The sequence below is a fragment of the Methylosinus sp. shoA genome (assembly GCF_059718125.1).
On the sequence record NZ_AP046091.1, the window covers coordinates 2,630,406 to 2,643,347 of the forward strand.

The following is a 12,942-nucleotide window of genomic DNA, read 5'->3' on the forward strand; positions in this document are numbered from 1 at the left end:
GTTCTGACGCGAGGCAATGCAGTGACTTGGATGGGAGATGGGGATTGACGTCGTGGACACCATGTGGACACCAAGCCAAATAAGCGAAGGGCCGCCCTTCGGCGGCCCGTTCATAACGCTCTAATTTTCTTGAGTGATTTTGGAGCGGGCGAAGGGATTCGAACCCTCGACCCCAACCTTGGCAAGGTGCCCCAGAGCCTTCGCTCCTCCGCGATCCGCTTCGCCGGTCTACGAAATATGACTATAAAACAATCTATTGTATGAACGCTAGGCCGCCGTGTTTACGCCCGAGTGGCCTCCGACTTGCTCCGAACTGCTTGGAATCGGCTCCGATCAGGGGTATGATCCGATCATTCTAAGCAGATTTGCAGCAGGCGATTGATATGGCTTCTGAAAAGCTCACAAAACGGATTATCGACGCCCTCAAAGCTCCCAAACCTTCGAAGGTTGGGGTCAAGGTTCGGGAGCATTTCGTCTGGGATCGGGAGCTGCGCGGCTTCGGCGTTCAGGTCATGCCGTCCGGTCTCAAGAGCTTCGTCATCCATTACCGCACACCCCACGGCAGGCCGCGCCGCGCGGTCATCGGCCGGTTCGGTTTGATGACAGTCGAGGAAGCCCGCGATCTCGCGCACGAAAAACTGGTCGCGGTGTCCAAGGGACTCGACCCTTTTGCCGCAGAAGCGGAGGCCGAAGGACGCGTCACCGTCGCAGAGGTCTGTGACTGGTATCTCGCCGAGGCCGAAGCCGGCCGCATCCTCGGCCGGCGCCGGCGGCCGATCAAAGCTTCCACCTTGGCGATGGACCGCAGCCGGATCGACTCCCACATCAAGCCATTGCTAGGCCGGCGGCAGGTCGGCTCCCTGAAGCTCGGCGATATCGAAGCCGCCCAGGCCGATATCGCCGCCGGGAAGACCGCGAAGGCGCGCAAGGGCAGCCGCGGCGGCGCGACCACCGGGGGCGAAGGGGTGGCTGCCCGAACGCTATCGACGCTGCACGCGATATTCGAACATGCGGTGCGCGTCGGCAAAATCCCGAGCAACCCAGCCAAGGGCGTTCGCCGGCTCGCCAGCGCGCCCCGTGAACGGCGGCTCAGCCGCGCCGAGATCGAGCGTCTCGGCAAGACGCTGCGCGCCGCCGCCGAGGACGGCGAACATCCGACCGCACTGGCCGCCATCCGCTTCCTTCTGATGACCGGCTTCCGCCGCATGGAAGGACTCGGAGTCGAGCGCGGCTGGCTCGACGAGGAAGAGGGCGCGATCCGATTCCCAGACACGAAGAGCGGCGCGCAGACCCGCGTGATCGGACAGGCCGCAATCGACCTGCTCCTCGCTCGGCCCGAAGCAAAGTCGCCATTCTTCTTTCCGGCCGACTGGGGGGAGGGGCATTTCATCGGGGTCGTCCGAGTGCTCGACCGCGTCTGCGAGCGTGCTCGCCTCGCCGACATCACGCCGCACACGCTGCGCCACACATTCGCCAGTCTCGCCGGCGACCTCGGCTTCTCTGAGCTGACCATCGCCGCGCTCCTGGGGCACGCCTCGCGCGGCGTCACCCAGCGCTATGTCCATATCGACGAGGCCGTCCGGCTGGCTGCGGATAACGTCGCGGAGGAGATGGCCGACATCCTCGACGGCAAGGCGGCGATCGTGCGCCCGCAAGGCCGTCGGGAACGCGTGCCGCAGGAATCCTGGGAAGGTCCCGACGACGTCTCGGCGTGACCGAAGCCAAGCAAATCTAGCTGAACGGGCAACTGCGCCGACACGCGAACAATTTTGCGCCTGATGCTCAACCTTGCGCCTATCCTTGATTTTTGCGCATAGTCGCCCCATTCCTGCGCATAGCGCTATGCGCAGGAATGGCAGCCCCTCCGTGCCAATGATGTTGAGACAAACACCCACCGGGAGTTTACCCTTGAGGGCCAAGGTCGAAACATCCCATGGTTATGCGCCCTATCACTGAAGGAAAGACTCTTGCGGCGTCTGGCGCCGAAACTGAGGAAGGCGGGAGGCCGACGATCGTTTCGGCACCAGACGCCGCGCGTCGCCAGAACTCGTCCTTCGCCCACGTCGCCGCACGTTTACGGCCAAAGACAAATTGCGCATCCTCGATGAAGCGGATCGCGCGGTTGGCGTTCCTGGAGGCATCGGGGCGATCTTACGCCGCGAGGGGCTCTATTCGTCGGCCCTGCGGACTGGCGTCGCCAACGCGCCGCAGGCTCCTCGCCGACCCGACTGCTCCGGGCAGGCTGCGCTACATCCCCGTCGGCATCGAGCGTTCCGCTTTCCATCCACTCGAGGCGCCTCAGCTCATCGAAGAAAGCTTCAACCAGATCCTGGCGACAGCAGCAGCGATCAGCGATCCCTTCGAGCAGGCGTTCTTCGTCACGGTGCAGCTTCCTATCTGCAACCCTTCGACGATGTGAATAAGCCCGTATCGCGACTTGCCGCCAACATCCCTCTCATCAAAGGCAATCTGTCGCCGCTGTCGTTCACCGACCTGCCCGGGCAGGCCTACACGGAAGCCATCCTCGGCTGGTATGAGCTGAACAAAGTCGACCTCCACAAAGACGTTTTCATCTGGGCCTACGAGCGATCAGCAGCGCGCTACTTCGCCGTTCGTCAGTCCCTCGGGGAGCCAGATCCCTTTCGGCTTCGCTACCGCGATCAGCTGCGGGAGTTGATCGCCGAGCTCAGGAACATCCCTCCTGCTCTGCAGGCCATGATGGAGCAGTGATTTTTACCATCTTGTCTTCAACAAAGGCAATCTGGGCGACGTGACAAATTTCACGATGCAGCTCAAGCAAGCGAAGCAAAGGTATGAACTCTGGAAGGTAATGCTCCATCATCTCCATGGTCTGCCTGACGTCAACTGTGACGCCAAGTTTGAAGTGACTCGCAACCTCGTTCGGTTCGGGAATGATCCCCTCCCCGCTCATCCTTAAGGATAACCATCCGCGCTTCGGAACGGAAAAGCGATAAATAAGACAACGGTTGCGCCGTCCTCCGCTTTGCTTCGCCCGTCGGGTGATGGTAAACGATCTGCTGGGAAGGTGCAGCCGATCGAGCGGCAACACCACAAAGACCGAGGCGACCGGCGACGAGATCGGCGAAGGAAAAATCCGAGCGTGACCGGGCAGGCGATTCCCACCAAACGTACGCGTCGTTTTGATCCCACATCTGGAGCCGCCACGCTATGATCGATAGAGGAGTTATCGTAATGACGCCTCAAGATGTGCCTTCCGCTCCTCCCAATCCGGCATAACGCTGTCGAGCAAGGCATGCCAACCTTCTCCATGATCGGGGTAAAAGGCGTGCGCCAGTTCGTGCGAGATCACATAGTCAATCAATTGTGGACTAGCCCGCACCAAGTCCACATTAAGCACCAGTCGCCCGCCAGGGGTGAAGCTTCCCCATCGTTTCGACATCGACCGGATCACGAGGGACGGCCGCCTCAGACCTCTGCGAACAAACGGCTCCGCAACGATCTCAAATCGTTGCCGAAACACCTCTCGGGCCGTGAGTGAATAGAATGCCTGAAGGAGACGCCTGCAATGGGGCTGGTCGTCGGCTGTTCGCGCGCTGACCACTAGGCGTCCGCCGTCGAGTCGGACGTGCGGATCATCGGACTGCTCAATCGACAGACGATATTGTCGTCCGAGCAGAAGATGGCTCTCGCCGGAAATGAACCTACGCGTTGGGGTAACGTTCGGCCTTCTGGCAATCGTGTCGATCTGCGCGAATATCCAGGCACCCTTCCGCCGCGCTCTGCCCTGAATTTCGTCGATGTCCTCACCGGCCGGAGCAAAAACGGCGACTTCGCCTGTTGGTCGAACGTCGACCCGGAGAACGCGCCTATTCGTGCGAACGAGTTCAGCGATGACCCGACGCTCCCCCCAGCATATTTCAATCTGCTCAATCGTCGGACGACTGGCCATGATTATCCTCATTGCGCCAACCGCACGCGAGCTGATGCGAGCACATCATCGACGATGCCATCAAGGATAGCAGGATCGACCAAGATGTTTCGCCGGCCACGCAGCTCCTCAAAGAAGAAATCATCGATGTCATTCCGAATAGTGTTCTCGACGTCACGATCATATTGCCAGCCGACCTTGCGGCGCTTCTGCACGATCCGACTGATCTCCATCGCGATGTCGGCGGCCAATTCGGCATCACCAACACCGGCTTTGTCCAGATTACGCTTCGCGACCCCCCAGAAAGCCTGGGCGTGACCATCGTCACGAAGACGCGCTGGGGTCGGATCGGTTTCATCCTGCCGAGTTTGAACCTTGTCGCGCAGCTCCTTGACCTTTGTAAGGTAGGTCAGGTCACTGATGCGCCCTTTGTGGAAATCAGCGATCGTATCGCGAACGAGCTTCGAGAATTTTTCGAAGAAAATTGGGTCTTCGTCCCATTTCTCCTCGATCGAACGGGTCAATTGATGCGCGATCGTGTCGGCAACCGACGCATCGCTTTCCGTCTTTTCCTGCCGGCGCCCCTCAATCGCGATATCGTCGAAGATATTCAGCGGCTCGACCAACGTGACGACGTCGCGCGCGATGACATGCCGGTCCAGCAACTGGCGGATACGTTTCTCATAGTCTCGCCAGTCCACGCGCTCTGCGTAGCGAAGGCTGACTGCTGCGCGCAAGGAAACAAACCGGCCGAGATCCGCCTTCCACCGCTTGAGCAGCTCCGGCTTCGTCGCCTCGACAAAAGCCGGTGAGGCAAGTGCGACGGAGAAGGCACGGGAAAACATGGACAGGCGGGCGTAAAACTCGGCCCTAATCTCCTCGTCGGCCAATAAGCGAGCGTAGGCCTCGGCGTCGAAGCTGTTGGAAACGGATTTGAATACGTCTAGCAAGGCCGCATGGGCGCCTGGCACCTTGTTCGCCTCGTCCCGAATAGCCGTCACGCTACTGGCAATGTCCTCCGGGCTGAACCCCTGGAGCGCATCGTAGCTGGCGAGCGCGTCACCGAGGTCCTTGAGGACACCTGTATAGTCGACGATGAAACCGAAGGGCTTATCCGGCGCACCATCTTCGTCGAAGACGCGGTTGACCCGAGCGATGGCCTGCAGCAGACCATGCTCCCTCAGGCGGCGAGCGACATAGAGCACGGTGTTGCGTGGTGCATCAAAACCGGTGAGCAATTTGTCGACGACGATGATGATGTCCGGATCGGCCGGGCCCGTGAACTGCTCGATGATGGTACGGTTGTAGGCATCCTCGCCACTGTATCGCTCCATCATCTTGCGCCAGAACGTGCGGACGAGATCGTCGTCGGCCTCATCGACCTCATCTTCGCTTTCGCGCATTTCCGGAGCGGAGATTATGACCTCGGTGGTGACGATACCAAATGCGTCGAAGAGCTTCTTGAGTAGGATTGCCGCCCTCTTCGACGAGGCCGCAAGTTGCCCCTTCAGCCCCGTTCCCTTGAAATTTGTCGAGAAATGCTGGCTTACATCGAAGGCGATCGACTGAAGCCTGGAATCGACACCTTCGATTTCACGCGCCCGGCTCATCTTTCGCTTCAGGTCCGAGCGCTGGTCGTCGGAGAGACCGCGCGTGTGGACCTCGAACCAGCGGTCGATTTGTGCATCATCGACGTCGGTGACGACTTCCCTTCCCTCGTAAAGTAGCGGCACGACAGCCTTGTCGGCGACGGCGTCTCGCATGGAGTAAGAGGGCTGAACAAGTTCGCCGAACTTGGCAAAGGTGCTCTTCTCCTTTTTGGCGATCGGCGTGCCGGTAAAGGCAATGAAGCAGGCGTTGGGCAGCACCTCGCGCATGCGGGCGTGCAAGCTGGCGAGGTTGCCGTACTGGCTGCGATGGCTCTCGTCCACCAGGACAAAGATGTCGGACGAAGTGTCGACGACGCGCCGTTTGTTCAGACCCGCCCGAAACTTGTGGATGAGGGTGGTAATGACCGGCGTCATGTCCTCTATCAAGGACAGCAAGTTCTCACCTGTCGCCGCCCGCTTCGGTTCCTGGCCGGTGGCGCGGAAGGTCCTGGTGATCTGATCATCGAGATCGGTCCGATCCGTTACGATGACGATGCGCGCCTGCGGGTGGGACATTATGATGGACTTGGCCAGCATGACCATGGTCAGGCTCTTGCCCGAGCCCTGAGTATGCCAGACGATGCCCCCCTTGCGCCGCCCCGCGGCATCGCGTTCCTCCGTCCGCTTCAGCAGGGTCTCGACCGTTGCCACTTGCTGATAGCGCGCGACCTTCTTGTGCGGCCCGTCGAAGAGCATGTAGCGGCGGACGAGCCGCATGAACCGTTCCGGGCGGCAAAGCCCGACGATCGTTTCATCCAGTCGCGTAGCGAACCGGTGCTCTTCCATCAACCGATCGTGCCGCTTCATGTGTGGCGCAAAATCGAGCCCCACGCGCTTGCCCTCGACGGCATCGAGCGGACGATTGACCACCTCTTCGGCAAAGCCCCGCGGGTCTTCGAGGTCCTTCCACACACTCCAGAGCTTGCGCGGCGTGCCCACCGTGCCATAGCGCGGGTCATTGCTGTTGGCCGACAACAAGAGCTGGGCGGAATAGAATAGCGCCGGAACGCCTTCCCCAATCTTCTGATTGCGGATCTGCTGGCTGATGCCTTGATCGGCCGCGACGTGTGAGGCTTTGACCTCGATGACCGCCAGCGGAATGCCATTGACGAAAAGAACGAGATCGACCCGGATCGTCGGGCCGCCCGGCTCGCTCATAGTCCATTCGCTGGTCACCTGAAAGGTGTTGGCGCGCCAGTCGCTCCAATCGATGAATTTAAACGGCCACTCTCGCGACGTGGTTCCGACGGTTTGCGGCAAGGCGATGCCGAGCATCAGGTCGTCGGTCATCCGTTCGTTGGCGCGCATCACGCCCTCGGGGATACGATCAGCGAGCCGCTGAACCGCAGCGTCGATGTTCGCTTCGGAGAAAGAATGCGTACGCCCATCGACTTGAATGCGGTTGATGCGCGCCAAGTCCGCCCGGAGTTGGGTTTCCAGGAATGGCAGCGTTCGCCGTCCGTCGCGCCACTGATCGGCCTCCGCCCGCGTGACGTAGCGCCAGCCGCAGTTGATCAGCGTATGCACCGCTTGGAGCTGGGCGCTTCCGGCTTCCGAGACGGTGAATTCGGGGGAATGGGTCAATGTACCCCCTTCACAAGGCGAGGAGGATTGATAGTTTCCACAATATTATCAGTGTATTGCTCGTTGTTCAGCGCTTCGCATGATGCGCAGCGCGACCTCAGCCGATCAACAAAATATTGACTTTTGGCGAGTAAGAGACATATGAACGTCCCGAGTTCACTGCCTAGCGGCTTTGAACCTATCGAGGCTTCGGACGCTGAGCCAGCGTAGCAAATCAGCGTCCGCTTCTCCTTCTCAGAGCGCATTGAGGCAATCCTCCTTGTTCCACAGGGGGGATCTGCGGATTTTCCCAATGCTGTTGTTTGCTTCATAGCACGTCACGAAACTCGCCTTCAGTGTGTCGTCGGTCTTCTTGCCGAGACGGATCACCACGACGAAATTGCCGAAGACGACGCTGACGCAGCGTGTCGGGCTATAACGGCCGTTCTTACTGTCCCAGCCTTGAAACCGGTCCGCCGTCGGATCGGCGAGCGTCGCCGCGATCCAGTCCATCCTCTCCGCGCGGACCTGGGACAGTGTCGCGTCCTTTACGCCGTTGCGAAGCGTGCTTTCGAAGAAGGCGTGATCGAAGTCGTCCTTCTTGAAGTAGACGCGAATGCCGTCATGGGTGGTGATCACGCCACGGCAATAATACGCTTCGAAGTGCCGACGATAATCGGCCTCGGTCTCCAAAATCAGAAGCGGGGGCATCACCATCCCCCTTCCAGACGTATCTTAAAGATATTGAACTTCTTTTCCGCAGCTCCGGTGGCTGCGAGCGGTCCGCGCAGATCGAGACGTGCTTCAAGGAGCTTGACGAGGCTCTCTTTTGTCGAGCCAGGCTTCAACGTGTCGTTCAGGCGGCTACTGGCAGCGCCGAGTAGAACGTCGCAGAGCTGCAAGAGCGCGACTTCGGGTGACGGAAGCGACTGCACGTCGGCGATGGTCGCGGATTTGTTGGCGTAGCCGAGGCAGCGCTTCAGCACCAGGAGCCGAGTGCGATCACGATTGGTCTTCAGGTCGCAGAATATGCGGTAATCGTTGAAGTCCAGAATCCAGTGATGCAAGAGTTGATAGTAGAACTTATAGAAGCCGAGCTCCCCGTCGCCGTTGTGCAACGCCAAGTCGACCTGGGTGCGATCCACCGCGATGCAGCGGAAACGCATGTCCATACCATAGCTCATGAACAGATCGGCGAGCTCAAGATAGAAGTCCGCCTTGGCGGGCGAGATCTTGGTCCATTTCGCCTCGCCCCACACGCCATGGCGCTTGCGCAGACGCCCGATCTTTTCCTTGGCGTCCTCACGCAAGTGCGCGGGCAGCCAGAGGCTACCGATCATCAGATAGCGGGCGCGGGGCTTGGCCGACGTAAACAGGTCCGGCAGGGCTTCGTCGCAATAGACCTCGAATTTCATGACCGCCCTCCGGCCTTCAATGCGGGGGGCGTCAACGCTTCCGGATCGAAGCGCTCGTCGAGCCGCCACTCGCCCGTCAGCAGCTTTTGCATCAGGCCGCGCTTTTGGGTGCGGAGGGCGTTGAAATACCTAAGGTACAGAGACTGCTGTTTCTCGCGGGCATCCAACGTAGCGCAAATGGCGATCTGCCTATCCCTATCTGGCAACGGGATTCTGACCTCGGCGAGATCATTCTCATTGATTGCCGGGTAACCGGACCCAGTCAGACGGGCATACACCTGCCGTTCAACTCGATCGGATACGAGAATATGCTTCAGATAGCCAACTAAACAACGATCTAGCGGCTCCAAAATGGAATACCCTGTCGAGTAGACGACATTCGGTCGGCCTTTCGTTGTAAATAGACGCCTTAACAACGGTCGCACAGTCGAATAGACAACCGATTCGTCAGCGACTAGGCGCCGGGCCCGCGACGGCGCATTTTTAAACGAGAGGCGGCCAGAAAGCTCTCTCTCAGACCCGTCTTCTGCGGCAGCGATGTCAAAATAGTCAAATTCAAAGTCAGGGTCGGTGCTGGCCGTAAGGCTGCGAATGTTAATCTGAGCTATTTCGTCCAGGCGAGGAGCATGCACGCGCTCTGATTCTGCAAACGCGTTCAATTCACTGCGGTAGGCAAATCTGTTGCCGGCAATCAAGCGTTCGGCCTGGTCGATGGCCTGATCCCACGCATCGAGCACGTCCACGATGCGGCGTTGTTCGGCGAGCGGAGGGATATCGAACTGCCATTCTAACCAGTTCTCAAGCCGGAACACCAATTTTTCGACATGTACGCCGATGCTCGAATGAAAGCAGGTTTGTTGGAAATAAACCGAGTGAGAGAGGGCATTCAAGAATGCCGGATCGAGAGAGTCCGTCGTGTGGAACGCCGTGTACTCGTTTGAAACGACCGCTCGATTAAGGCTTGCCGGTACAACGCCGCAGGCGCCATGCGAGACTTGCCGGTTGGAAATCAGGAAGTCGCCGGTCTCAACGTAGAACTGGGTCTTCGTTCTGATTTGATCGCCGCGCAGGACTTCGCGCGCGACGATTCCGCCCCGGTTCCGTTTGGCCGTCACGAGTTGATAGGATTCGGAGTCGATCAGCTTCGCGGGCCGGTCAACTTTATATAGCAAATCGTCAAGCTTAAAACGCGTCCAACCCTTCGGCGCTTTTCCGAGCTTCGGAATGCCCGCCTGGATGCTCGGCGGGTAGGCGCTCGGATTTTCTCCCTCAATATCCTCGACGACTTCGCTCATACCCCGCCCCCGTCGCCAATTCGCCGCTTCCGCCACTCGCCATAGGTCTGGCCCGTGGCGGCGTGTTTCCAATAACGATTGCCGCTGACATTGCCGCCATAGACGACGCCCGCCGCGCCGGAGGGTGAGTCGAAGGCAGTATCGGCAGCAAAGCGCAAAAACTTCGCGTCTTCCGCAGGCTGCAAAACGCCATCGGCGATGAGCTGCGCGCGGCGGCGCTTCAGCCCTTCGCCGCAACTGTCCACTTCCTGCCGCTTGGCGAGCGATCCGGCCAGCACCACAAATTCGTCGCTCGCCTCTCGCGCTTTCGCATCTGCGCCGGATTGGGTGAAGGTGAAGAGCGCGTCGGGATCGTCTTTCGCCGGCGCGACGATGCTCTCGCTCGCGTCAGCGCGGGTTGGCGCGCCCGCCTCCTGTCCTGCAGGCCGCAGCACATCGAAGCCCAGCACCGGAAGCAGGATTTCGATTTCGTCCAGCACGCGCTCCATGTCGGCGATTTCCGGCTCGGGCAGGCCACGAAACGGCGGCTCCGTGCCGTTGACCAGCTTCGCCCGCCCCGCCTTGCGGATGGCTGCAATGATGCGGCCTTCGAGATAGCGCCCATGCGCCTTGGTCAGGTTCTCATCCTTGGAGACGACCAGCACCGCACGGGTGAAAAACTCCTTCGCCTCGTCGGCATCATGCGCCGCCAGCCGCGACTTCACATGGTCGCCTTCGCCGACATAGACGAGCTGCCGTCCCGGCAAATCGGGGTCCGGTCCGACCAGAAGGTAGATGCCCGTGCGGCTCGCCTCTTCCCGCCGGATCAAATCGGGCAAGGCGGTGCGCGAAGCGACGGCAGCGCGAACCGAGGAAATGCCGAGTTCGGCCGTGATGACGCCGGACGGCGAGCCATCGACCAGATAGAGCTTCAAGGTGCGTCCTCGCCGGGACGCCGCGCGTGAGGGAGCGTCAGACATCGATGCCGAGCTCCTTCAGATAGAAGTTCATCTTCTTCCGCGTCTCGGCGAGCTGGGCTTCGAGTTCGCGGATTTCGTTCTGCACGGCCTGAAGATCGACCTCGGGCTCGGGCTCGAACGTATCGACGTAGCGCGGGATGTTGAGATTGAAGCCGTTGGCCTCGATCTCCTCGAAGGTCGCCTCATGGGAATAGCGCTCGATCACCGCCCGGCGGCGATAGGTGTCGACGATCTTGTCGACGTTCTCGTCAGTTAGCCGGTTCTGCTTCTTGCCCGGTTCGAAATCACGGCTGGCATCGATGAACAGAATGTTTTGCTCGTGCGACCTGAGGCCGCCGGCTTCGCGCGCCTTATCGAACACCATGATGCAGACCGGGATGCCGGTGGTCGGGAAGAGCTGCGCCGGCAGGCCGATGACGGCATCGAGCAGATTGTCGCGGATCAGCTTCTCGCGGATCTTACCCTCGGCGCCGGAGCGGAACAGGACACCGTGCGGCGCGACGACCGCCATGCGTCCGACCGTCGGCCGAGTGATCGCCAGCATGTGCAGAATGAAGGCATAATCGCCGCGGCTTTTGGGCGGCATATGGGGGGTGAAGCGCTTGTACGGGTCGGGGAGGGCATTGCCCTCCGAGTCCGTATTGCCCCACCACTTGTCCAAGCTGAATGGCGGATTGGCGACCACCACGTCGAAGCGCATCAGATGGTCGCTTTCGATGAGCGTCGGCGAGTTCAGCGTATCGCACCATTCTATGCGTGCGTTGTCCTGTGCGTGCAGCAGCATGTTGAGCCGTGCCAGCGAACGCGTGCTGCCGTTCGACTCTTGGCCAAAGAGTTGGAAGTTGCGGTCAGGTACCTCCTCGCCGGCGCGCAGAAGCAGGGACGCTGACCCGCAGGCAGGATCGCAAATCCGCTCCCCGGACTTCGGATGCGCTAACTTGGCGACGACCTCTGACACTTTTCGCGGCGTGAAGAATTCCCCGGCCTTCTTGCCGGCATCCGATGCGAAACGCTCGATCAGGAAAATATACGCATCGCCCAGGATATCTTCGGAGGTCTCGGACAGGTCGAGGCCCGGCTTGGCAAAATCCTCTAACAGCGTCTTCAGTCGGCGATTGCGATCCTTCGTCTGACCGAGGTTGGTTTCGGAGTTGAAGTCGATTGCACGAAAAAGGCCTCCGAGCTTGCCTTCATTCGCCTTTTCAATCGCATCCAAGACGATGTTGATTAGCTCACCGATATTGTCGCGTCCTCGACGTTCGTGAAGGCTGTAAAAATCGCCGAGAAAGCTCTCCTCAACTTTATTTGTCTTGCTGTTTTTCAGCTCCACCATTGGCAACTTGAAACGTTCGCGATCGAGCCGCCGCTGGATACGAAGCTCGTCGCAACCGTAATCGCGTCGAAACTCTTCAACATGCTTACGACGCACGTCGCTGATATATTTTAGGAACAGCGCGGTCAGGACATAATCCTTGTACTGCGTGGCATCGACGGCCCCGCGAAACGTGTCACAGGCGCGCCAAACCGCAGAGAGAATGTCGTCTCGCTGGAGGGTGGTCACTGAAATCTCCTATGAATTCGTGCTTTTTGCTGCGGCGCGGATAGCACGCGAGAGGGCCTCGCGGCCCAGGGTGGAATTGAGATCGGAAAGCCGCCTCAGCAGGTCGGCTTCATCTCGAAAGCAACAAGCCAACTCGGCAATGACCCGTTGCTGCGACAACTGGGGAAGTGGAATGCACACCGCCTCAAGCGCGTCCTTAGGAAGGCGGGCGAGACCGCTTCCCTGCCTGCTGCCGCCGAAAACCGCCTGCGTGGCAGGCAAATTGAGAAAAGCCGCCAAATATTCAGGATCGACCTTCGTAAGATCAGGCCTCACTAAGTATAGATCTAACGATATATAGGCCCCAACCACAGAACCGCTTGCAAGGCACACATCGGTCGTAGCGCCGCGGGCACCAACTAGCAGATCTCCCTCCTCGATCGCTTGGGCTCTCGCCACGGCGGGCGCCTCACCCGAGATCAACGCTGGCGTGCGTCCGGCCCTCACCTCCGAAAGATCGGCGAGGCGAACGAACCGCGCAGGGCCGCCCTCGGCCTCTTGGACCGCCACCCCTGAGAGCACTCCGGCAATTTCTCTGAGTTCGAGCATGT

Annotated in this window: 11 protein-coding genes; 3 read left to right on the plus strand and 8 right to left on the minus strand. The window is 59.9% G+C overall.

The features are described from left to right. The first annotated feature begins 383 nt into the window (after window positions 1-383). From AC6IW9_RS12020 to AC6IW9_RS12030, 3 genes are all read left to right on the plus strand, one after another. Complete coding sequence (locus AC6IW9_RS12020) at window positions 384-1,715, plus strand: site-specific integrase (protein WP_497763973.1); 1,332 nt, start codon at window positions 384-386, stop codon at window positions 1,713-1,715. Window positions 1,716-2,104: 389 nt separating this feature from the next. Next, window positions 2,105-2,419, plus strand: a complete 315-nt coding sequence (locus AC6IW9_RS12025; protein ID WP_497763974.1) for a hypothetical protein — start codon at window positions 2,105-2,107, stop codon at window positions 2,417-2,419. Next, window positions 2,416-2,730, plus strand: coding sequence for a hypothetical protein (locus AC6IW9_RS12030; protein ID WP_497763975.1), 315 nt, complete (start codon window positions 2,416-2,418; stop codon window positions 2,728-2,730). The genes AC6IW9_RS12025 and AC6IW9_RS12030 overlap by 4 nt, the downstream gene beginning before the upstream one ends. Window positions 2,731-3,205: 475 nt before the next feature. Here the strand turns inward: AC6IW9_RS12030 and AC6IW9_RS12035 are convergent, their stop codons facing one another. The 8 genes from AC6IW9_RS12035 to AC6IW9_RS12070 all read right to left on the minus strand — a co-directional run bounded on the left by AC6IW9_RS12035 (window position 3,206) and on the right by AC6IW9_RS12070 (window position 12,940). Beyond that, complete coding sequence (locus AC6IW9_RS12035) at window positions 3,206-3,931, minus strand: M48 family metallopeptidase (RefSeq protein WP_497763976.1); 726 nt, start codon at window positions 3,929-3,931, stop codon at window positions 3,206-3,208. A gap of 8 nt (window positions 3,932-3,939) precedes the next feature. Next, window positions 3,940-7,143, minus strand: a complete 3,204-nt coding sequence (locus tag AC6IW9_RS12040) for a type I restriction endonuclease subunit R (protein ID WP_497763977.1) — start codon at window positions 7,141-7,143, stop codon at window positions 3,940-3,942. 234 nt (window positions 7,144-7,377) lie between these two features. Continuing rightward, window positions 7,378-7,833, minus strand: coding sequence for a hypothetical protein (locus tag AC6IW9_RS12045; protein WP_497763978.1), 456 nt, complete (start codon window positions 7,831-7,833; stop codon window positions 7,378-7,380). Then, window positions 7,833-8,537: a DUF3800 domain-containing protein gene (locus AC6IW9_RS12050; protein WP_497763979.1), complete on the minus strand. Its 705-nt coding sequence runs from the start codon at window positions 8,535-8,537 to the stop codon at window positions 7,833-7,835. The genes AC6IW9_RS12045 and AC6IW9_RS12050 overlap by 1 nt, the downstream gene beginning before the upstream one ends. Then, a complete protein-coding gene (locus tag AC6IW9_RS12055; RefSeq protein WP_497763980.1) occupies window positions 8,534-9,832 on the minus strand; it encodes a restriction endonuclease subunit S in 1,299 nt (432 codons plus the stop codon). Before AC6IW9_RS12055 ends, AC6IW9_RS12050 begins: the two co-directional genes overlap by 4 nt. Continuing rightward, complete coding sequence (locus tag AC6IW9_RS12060; RefSeq protein ID WP_497763981.1) at window positions 9,829-10,536, minus strand: GIY-YIG nuclease family protein; 708 nt, start codon at window positions 10,534-10,536, stop codon at window positions 9,829-9,831. Before AC6IW9_RS12060 ends, AC6IW9_RS12055 begins: the two co-directional genes overlap by 4 nt. 247 nt (window positions 10,537-10,783) lie before the next feature. Then, complete coding sequence (locus tag AC6IW9_RS12065; protein ID WP_497763982.1) at window positions 10,784-12,352, minus strand: type I restriction-modification system subunit M; 1,569 nt, start codon at window positions 12,350-12,352, stop codon at window positions 10,784-10,786. A 9-nt stretch (window positions 12,353-12,361) separates the two neighbouring features. Continuing rightward, window positions 12,362-12,940: a restriction endonuclease subunit S gene (locus AC6IW9_RS12070; RefSeq protein ID WP_497763983.1), complete on the minus strand. Its 579-nt coding sequence runs from the start codon at window positions 12,938-12,940 to the stop codon at window positions 12,362-12,364. Window positions 12,941-12,942 lie beyond the last annotated feature (2 nt).